Origin of the sequence: Pseudorhodobacter sp., from assembly GCF_030452865.1 — a bacterium.
Classification (GTDB): Bacteria; Pseudomonadota; Alphaproteobacteria; order Rhodobacterales; family Rhodobacteraceae; genus Pseudorhodobacter.
Genome location: NZ_JAKDLJ010000180.1, coordinates 1 through 7,111, shown reverse-complemented (window position 1 = coordinate 7,111; position 7,111 = coordinate 1). Strand labels below are relative to the sequence as shown.

The following is a 7,111-nucleotide window of genomic DNA, read 5'->3' as shown; positions in this document are numbered from 1 at the left end:
GATCATTGCGGAAAAAGGCAGTTCGGTCTGGCTACGCGCCGAACTGGACCTGCTGTGGAGCAGGGTGCGGCACAAAACGACCCGGCCCTTGCTGCGAACCGCCAACCCACGCGCCAGCCTGAAGGAAATCTATGATGCCCGCGTGCCGATCTATGCGCTGGCTGACCTTGCGGTGGATGCGGAGCATGATCTTTCCATCGACGATATGGCCCGCAGGGTCTTGCAGGCACTCTCGACCCGCGCCGATATTCTGGAGGGCTGAACGAAGATGACCGCGACGGATACCATCAGGGTTGAATTGGGCGCGCGCGCCTATGACGTGCGCATCGCGGACGGGCTGATTGACCGCGCTGGGGCCGAGGTTGCACCGCTCCTGCGCCGCAAACGGGTGGCGATTGTCACCGACGAAACCGTGGGTGCGTTGCATCTGGCCCGGTTGCAGGCCGCATTATCGGCATCGGGTATCGACAGCGCCGCCCTTGCGCTGCCACCGGGGGAGGCGACGAAGGCCTGGCCGCAGTTTCAAACCTGCGTCGAATGGTTGCTTGACCAAAAAGTCGAACGCAAGGATCTGGTGATCGCATTTGGCGGCGGCGTGATTGGCGATCTGGTCGGGTTTGCAGCATCGGTGCTGCGCCGGGGTGTGGGTTTCGTGCAAATCCCGACCTCACTTCTGGCGCAGGTGGACAGTTCGGTTGGCGGCAAGACCGGCATCAACGCGCCGCAAGGCAAGAACCTGATCGGGGCGTTCCATCAACCCGGCCTGGTGTTGGCTGACATCGGCTTGCTCGGCACCTTGACGCCGCGCGATTTCCTTTCAGGATACGGCGAGGTGGTGAAATACGGGTTGCTTGGGGACGAGGCGTTCTTTGAATGGCTGGAAACCAACGGACCGGCGCTGGCCCAAGGCGATGTTGCGGCCCGGCAATATGCGGTGCGACGGTCGGTGGAGATGAAAGCGGAGATTGTCGCGCGGGATGAGACGGAGGAGGGTGATCGCGCGCTTCTCAACCTCGGCCACACCTTTTGCCATGCGCTTGAAAAGGCGACCGGCTACGGCGACCGCTTGCTCCACGGGGAAGGGGTCGCCATCGGCTGCGGGCTGGCGTTTGAGTTGAGCCAGCGGTTGGGCCTGTGCAGTCAGGAAGCCCCCAGCCGGGTGAGGGCGCATCTGCGGGCGATGGGAATGAAGGTTGATCTATCGGACATTCCGGGAGAGTTGCCATCGGCCGAAGTCCTGCTGGACTTGATGGGGCAGGACAAGAAGGTGATTGACGGCAAGTTGCGGTTCATCCTTGCGCGCGGCATCGGGCAAAGTTTCGTCGCCAGTGATGTACCGGCTGACGTGGTGCTGGCGGTGTTGCGCGACGCATTTTGAGCGTTTCGGGCCAGCGGGGCGGGTTTCATCGTTATTCCGCTGGAAGCCAGCGAAGGTGATGCAGCTTCTTGACAGGTTGCCGGTTCCGTTGTTCTGTGGTTTTTTCACAACTTATTGAGGGGCGAAGCCATGGCGAAGAACGAGACCGTCGCGGATCGTCAGAGTGGGAATTTCAAGGTTTTTTCAGAATGGTTGAAACAGAGCGGCGGGATGATCCTGCCGATCCCCAACCGCGGCGCGATTTATGCCGGTGTCGGAAAGATCAACCTGATGCGGATGCAACGCGGATTCCAGGCCGAACCCGAAGCCATTCCGATGTGGAAGATCATCCAGAAGGCGGAAAAAGACGCACGGGAATACGAAGGCTATGTCACCATCGACACAATCAATGACGTGCTGCGGCGCATCAAGTCGCCTTTGCCAAAGTTGATCGAGGCGACAGGGGCCAATGCCGGCCATCCGAAACGATATTCCGACATGTTGTCCTGTGTTGAAGCGCTCGCCAGCGACAGTTGGGAATTATTGTCGAAGCCTGATCGCCGCAATGTCTGGAGCCTGGTATCGGAAAAATACGCGGAGAATTTGCGCGGCGATGTCCAGATTTGGGAAGGCGTATCCAAACGCCTGCGGCTGTTGGAACCCTATAAGGTGATGTTGCAAACGGAATTGAAAAAAATTCAGGGCAATCCAAGAGTCTCGGCGGCAAGTCGCAAGAATGTTGAGGATTTGATAAAGAAATATGAAAAACACTATGGGGAATTGGGGCGATCCGCCAAGTCCAATGATGCGAAATTCAAGGCGAGTTACAAAAGAGCGATGCAAAAATAGAGCCGTATTGCTGCGGCATATGCGAAATGTTCGGCAAATTGGCCCGACAGATCCCGGCCCCGAACACATATTCGCAGGCAATCCAAATCGTTTCGACTTGAACAGGATTCATCGCGCGTTTTCTGATGGTTGTTGCTTCAAGTTAAAGTCGATTTGCCATATCTTTTTACGGCGCAGGCAGGGATCCATCACAACGACGCTTGCAGCAGGCTTTGCGAATAGGGGTGTTCTGCGGCGTTGCGGCGCAATGTATCCACCGCCATCACCTCCACAATCGCACCGTCTTTCATCACCGCCAACCGCTCACACATATGGCCCACCACTGACAAGTCGTGCGAGACCATCAGATAGGTCAGCCCGCGATCACGGCGCAGATCGACCAGCAGGTTCAGGATCTCGGCCTGCACCGAGACATCCAGCGCCGAGGTCGGTTCATCCAACAGCAAAAGCTGCGGTTCCGGGGCAAGCGCGCGGGCGATGGCGACGCGCTGGCGCTGGCCGCCCGAAAGTTGATGCGGATAGCGGAAGCGGAATTTCTGGCCCAAACCGACATCATCGAGCAGTTTCACCACCCGCGCGTCGATGTCCTTGAACCCATGCAGATGCAGGGTTTCGCCCAAAACCTGATCAACCGAATGGCGCGGATGCAGGGATGCGTAAGGGTCTTGAAACACCATCTGCACCGTGTTGTAAAACGCTTTGGGTCGGGATTTTCCCAGCTCGGTCCCGTCCACCGTAATCCGCCCAGACCAATGCGGCGCAAGCCCGGTGATCGCCCGCAGAATGGTGGATTTACCCGACCCGCTTTCACCGACGAGCCCGAAACTTTCCCCCTTGGGGACCGCAAAGCTGGCGCCCTTGACCGCATCCACCCGGTCAATCCCCGATCCGAACCAGACGTTGAGCTTGCCGATTTCCAGCATCAGGCCACCCGCCCGCTGACGCTTGGTGCCTCGGCCCATTCCGGGTCGCGCTGCAACACCTCCAGTCGGTCACGCGGCGCATCCAACCGGGGCAGGGAGTTCAGCAAGCCCCGCGTATAGGGGTGCTTTGCCTCATGCAGCCTGGCGGCCTCGCACACTTCCACGACGCGACCCGCATACATGATCAGCACCCGGTCGCAGAAATCGGCCACCAGATTGAGGTCGTGGCTGATGAAGATCAACCCCATGCCGCGCTCTTTCACCAGCTTGTCCATGATGTCCAACACTTGCCGCTGGACCGAGACATCCAAGGCGCTCGTCGGTTCATCCGCGATCATGATCTCCGGGTTCGGGATCAGCATCATCGCGATCATGATCCGCTGCCCCATACCCCCCGACATTTCATGCGGATAGGCGCGCATCACCCGTTCGGCGTCGCGGATCGAGACAGCCTCCAGCATTTCCAAGGACTTGGCATAGGCTTCGGCCTTGCCAACGGAATTGTGCAGGCGATACGCCTCCATGATTTGATCGCCGATCCTCATCACGGGGTTGAGCGAGAATTTCGGGTCCTGCATCACCATTGAAATGCGCTTGCCGCGCACATCGCGCATTTGTTTTTCGGTTTTCTTCAGCAGATCAACACCTTCAAGGTTGATTTGTGTCGCCTCCACAATCCCCGGCGGGCGGATCAGGCGCAGAATCGCGCGGCCGGTCATCGACTTGCCCGATCCGCTTTCACCAACAATCCCAAGCCGTTCGCGGCCCAAGGTGAACGACACCCCGCGAACCGCGTCAAACACGCCATGGCGGGATGGGAAGCGCACCCAGAGGTCTTTGATATCCAGAAGCGTTTCCATCATTCGCCTGCTTTCGGGTCCAGCACATCGCGCAACCCATCGCCAAGCAGGTTGAACGCCAAGGACACCGTGAAAATCGCAAGGCCCGGCATCGCGGCAACCCACCAGTGATCTAGGATGAACCGACGCCCTTCGGAAATCATAGCACCCCATTCTGGGGACGGAGGCTGCGCGCCAAGGCCAAGGAAACCAAGACCAGCGGCGGCGAGGATGATCCCCGCCATATCCAGCGTCACCCGCACAATCAGGCTGGAGATGCACAGCGGCCAGATGTGGCGGATGATGATCCGCATCGGCCCTGCGCCTTGCAACTGAATGGCGCTGATGAAATCGGAAGATCGGATGGTCAGCGTTTCGGCCCGCGCAATGCGGGCATAGGGCGGCCAGGCGGTCAGGGAAATCGCAAGAACCGCGTTCTCAATCCCCGCCCCCAAAGCGGCAACGAAGGCCAGCGCCAGCACAAGGCGCGGAAAGGCGAGGAAAATATCGGTGATCCGCATCAAGACCGCATCTAACCAGCCGCCGACATAGCCTGACACGGTGCCCACCAAAAGTCCGGCAATCGGCGCGATCAATGCAACCAGCGCCACGATGTAAAGCGTGATGCGACTGCCATAGATCAACCGCGACAGGATATCGCGGCCAAGACTGTCAGTCCCCAGAATATGCCCTTCAGTCCCCAATGGGCCAAGCCGGTTGCCGAGATCTTGCACAAACGGGTCATGCGGCGAAATGAACGGCGCAAAGGCCGCGATTGCCACCAGTGCAATCAGTATCCACAACCCGATCATCGCCATGGTATTGCCGCGAAACGAAAGCCAGCCTTGATAGATCGCCGACAGTTTGGCATGTCGTCGTGAAGTTGGCGTGTCGGTCAACAGCCATTGGCGCAGGGTTTGCTCGGTCATGGATTGGCCTTTTTCATCGCGCCCTCGGGTCAAAGACCTTGTAAAGCAGGTCGGAAAACACGTTCAGCAACACGAACACCAGCCCGACAACCACCGTGCCACCCAGGACTGCATTCATATCGGCTGAAAGCAATGCTGTGGTGATATAGCTGCCGATCCCCGGCCAGCTAAAGATGATCTCCGTCAGAACCGAACCTTCCAGCAGCCCCGCGTAGGACAGCGCGATCACTGTAATCAGTTGCACGCGGATATTGCGGAAAGCGTGTTTCCAGATCACATCCCATTCCGACATGCCCTTGACCCGCGCGGTGGTGATATATTCCGCGTTCATCTGTTCCAGCATGAAGCTGCGGGTCATGCGGCTGATATAAGCCAGAGAGTAATAGCCAAGCAGGGACGCAGGCAAAACGATATGGCTGAACGCGTCTTTCAGCACGGTCCAGTTGCGGTCCAGAATACTGTCGATCAAAATCATGCCAGTGACGCGCGGCACGATATCCTCATAAAAAATGCTGACGCGACCTGGCCCACCGACCCAACCCAACATTCCGTAAAAGATCAAAAGCCCCATCAGGCCGAGCCAGAAAATCGGCATTGAATAACCGATCAGCGCCACCACGCGGGCGAGTTGATCAATCCAAGAGCCTTTGCGCACGGCTGCAACCACGCCCAAAGGCACACCCAACACGACACCAAAGATAACGCCGAGGCTGGCAAGCTCCAGCGTTGCCGGAAATACGCGACGGATATCGTCGGATACCTGATGGCCATTGAGCAACGAGATGCCAAAATCGCCGTGTGCCACGTCGCGCAGATAATACATGAACTGCACAATCAAGGGCTTATCCAGCCCAAGTTGAAAATAAACCGCGTCATAAGTGGATTTGGACGCCCGTTCCCCCACGATCGCCAGTACCGGGTCAATCGGCATTACCCGCCCGATGATGAAGGTGATGAACATCAACCCCAGCATCGTCACCGCAATCGAGCCGATGGTTTTCAGCGTTGTTGTCAACCAACGTGGAAGGGGCGCACGCTTGCGCGCCCCTTCGGTGTCATTGGCCAGGGCCATTTACTTGGTGACCTTGCTGTAATCGGCCGCAGAAATCGCCTGCCCGGTGGTGAAGTTCATCACATTATCCCGAATGGCACTTTGTTCGATTTGCTGGAACATGATCACGAAGGGGGAGGTTTCACGGAACTTGTCCTGAATCTCCTTGTAAAGCGCGATACGTTTGTCGGTATCAACTTCCGTCACCGCAGCTTCGGTCAGCGGAGTCAGACCGTCGGTATCCCAAGCCAGACGCCATGCCAGAAGGCCGGTTGCCTGTGCCTCGAGCGAATTGTCGGGGTTATAGGCAAAGGTGCCAGCATTGGTTTGCGGATCGGGATAATCCGGCCCCCACTGCTGCAACGTGATATCAAGATCGCGCGACCGGTAGCGCGCCAAAATTTGCTTGCTGGTGCCGACGGTGATGTTGATCTTGATACCGACCTGCGCTGCCGCGTTCTGGAAGGCTTGTGCAACCTCGATCTGGTCCTGAGCTTCGCGCACGCCAATCTCAAACTCGGCATTTTCAACGCCCGCCTCTTTCAGCAGGCTTTTGGCTTTTTCGATGTCGAGTTTGAACGGGTTCACATCCGATGCACCCAGATAGGTTTTGGGCAGGAAGTTCTGATGAACGGTATATTGGCCCTTGATGAAGCTGTTTTGGATACCTTCATAATCAATCAGATATTTGAATGCTTGGCGCACCTGCGGCTTGGCCAAAATCGGGTTGGTCTGGTTCAGGCCGATATACATCAGGCGGCCCTTCAATTCATCCGAGATCTTGATTCCGCCTGCCGCAGTCGCACCCGCAATGTCTTCGGGGTTCAGGTTGCGGGCCACGTCAATATCGCCCGCTTCCAGCAACAAACGCTGGCTGGCACTCTCCGAAACATGGCGCACCACAACGCGCTCCATAGCAGGCGCGCCACCGTAATAATCTGGGTTCGATTGCAGCGTCACCGATTCATTCGGCTTCCAGCTTACGACTGTGTACGGGCCAGAGCCTGCCGAATTGACGTTGAGCCAAGCGTTGCCCATATCGCCATCCGCCTCATGCTCCATCACCGTTTTCATATCGACGACCGAGCCGATGGTTGCGGTCAAACAGTTCAGCACGAAAGAGGTAGCATACCGTTTGTCGGTTGTGATCGACACGGTGTTGC

At 57.7% G+C, this 7,111-nt stretch carries 8 protein-coding genes; 3 read left to right on the top strand and 5 right to left on the bottom strand.

The features are described 5' to 3' along the window. The 3 genes from L0H65_RS11450 to L0H65_RS11440 all read left to right on the top strand — a co-directional run. Positions 1-262 (top strand): shikimate kinase (locus tag L0H65_RS11450; RefSeq protein ID WP_301459135.1); only part of this gene is annotated, 262 nt, incomplete at its 5' end. Between the two features lie 6 nt (positions 263-268). Further along, positions 269-1,378 carry a 3-dehydroquinate synthase gene (gene aroB / locus L0H65_RS11445; RefSeq protein WP_301459134.1) on the top strand — a complete coding sequence of 370 codons (1,110 nt, stop codon included), beginning with the start codon at positions 269-271 and terminating at the stop codon, positions 1,376-1,378. A 129-nt stretch (positions 1,379-1,507) separates the two neighbouring features. Next, positions 1,508-2,206 (top strand): hypothetical protein, encoded by a 699-nt coding sequence (locus L0H65_RS11440; protein WP_301459132.1) that lies wholly within the window; start codon positions 1,508-1,510, stop codon positions 2,204-2,206. Positions 2,207-2,394: 188 nt separating this feature from the next. Here the strand turns inward: L0H65_RS11440 and L0H65_RS11435 are convergent, their stop codons facing one another. The 5 genes from L0H65_RS11435 to L0H65_RS11415 form a co-directional block, all read right to left on the bottom strand. Next, positions 2,395-3,168 (bottom strand): ABC transporter ATP-binding protein, encoded by a 774-nt coding sequence (locus L0H65_RS11435; protein WP_301459131.1) that lies wholly within the window; start codon positions 3,166-3,168, stop codon positions 2,395-2,397. Next, a complete protein-coding gene (locus L0H65_RS11430) occupies positions 3,129-3,989 on the bottom strand; it encodes an ABC transporter ATP-binding protein (protein WP_301459129.1) in 861 nt (286 codons plus the stop codon). Before L0H65_RS11430 ends, L0H65_RS11435 begins: the two co-directional genes overlap by 40 nt. Beyond that, positions 3,989-4,897: an ABC transporter permease gene (locus L0H65_RS11425; protein ID WP_301459128.1), complete on the bottom strand. Its 909-nt coding sequence runs from the start codon at positions 4,895-4,897 to the stop codon at positions 3,989-3,991. The genes L0H65_RS11430 and L0H65_RS11425 overlap by 1 nt, the downstream gene beginning before the upstream one ends. A gap of 13 nt (positions 4,898-4,910) precedes the next feature. After that, positions 4,911-5,969, bottom strand: a complete 1,059-nt coding sequence (locus L0H65_RS11420; protein WP_301459127.1) for an ABC transporter permease — start codon at positions 5,967-5,969, stop codon at positions 4,911-4,913. After that, a partial coding sequence (locus L0H65_RS11415) for an ABC transporter substrate-binding protein (protein ID WP_301459125.1) occupies positions 5,970-7,111 on the bottom strand: 1,142 nt, incomplete at its 5' end.

Excerpts from the sequence above, each read along its gene's own strand:
- L0H65_RS11435 (WP_301459131.1), bottom strand. The coding sequence starts at position 3,168 with ATGGGCCGAGGCACCAAGCGTCAGCGGGCGGGTGGCCTGATGCTGGAA.
- aroB (WP_301459134.1), top strand. The coding sequence starts at position 269 with ATGACCGCGACGGATACCATCAGGGTTGAATTGGGCGCGCGCGCCTAT.
- L0H65_RS11430 (WP_301459129.1), bottom strand. The coding sequence starts at position 3,989 with ATGGAAACGCTTCTGGATATCAAAGACCTCTGGGTGCGCTTCCCATCC.
- L0H65_RS11440 (WP_301459132.1), top strand. The coding sequence starts at position 1,508 with ATGGCGAAGAACGAGACCGTCGCGGATCGTCAGAGTGGGAATTTCAAG.
- L0H65_RS11425 (WP_301459128.1), bottom strand. The coding sequence starts at position 4,897 with ATGACCGAGCAAACCCTGCGCCAATGGCTGTTGACCGACACGCCAACT.
- L0H65_RS11420 (WP_301459127.1), bottom strand. The coding sequence starts at position 5,969 with ATGGCCCTGGCCAATGACACCGAAGGGGCGCGCAAGCGTGCGCCCCTT.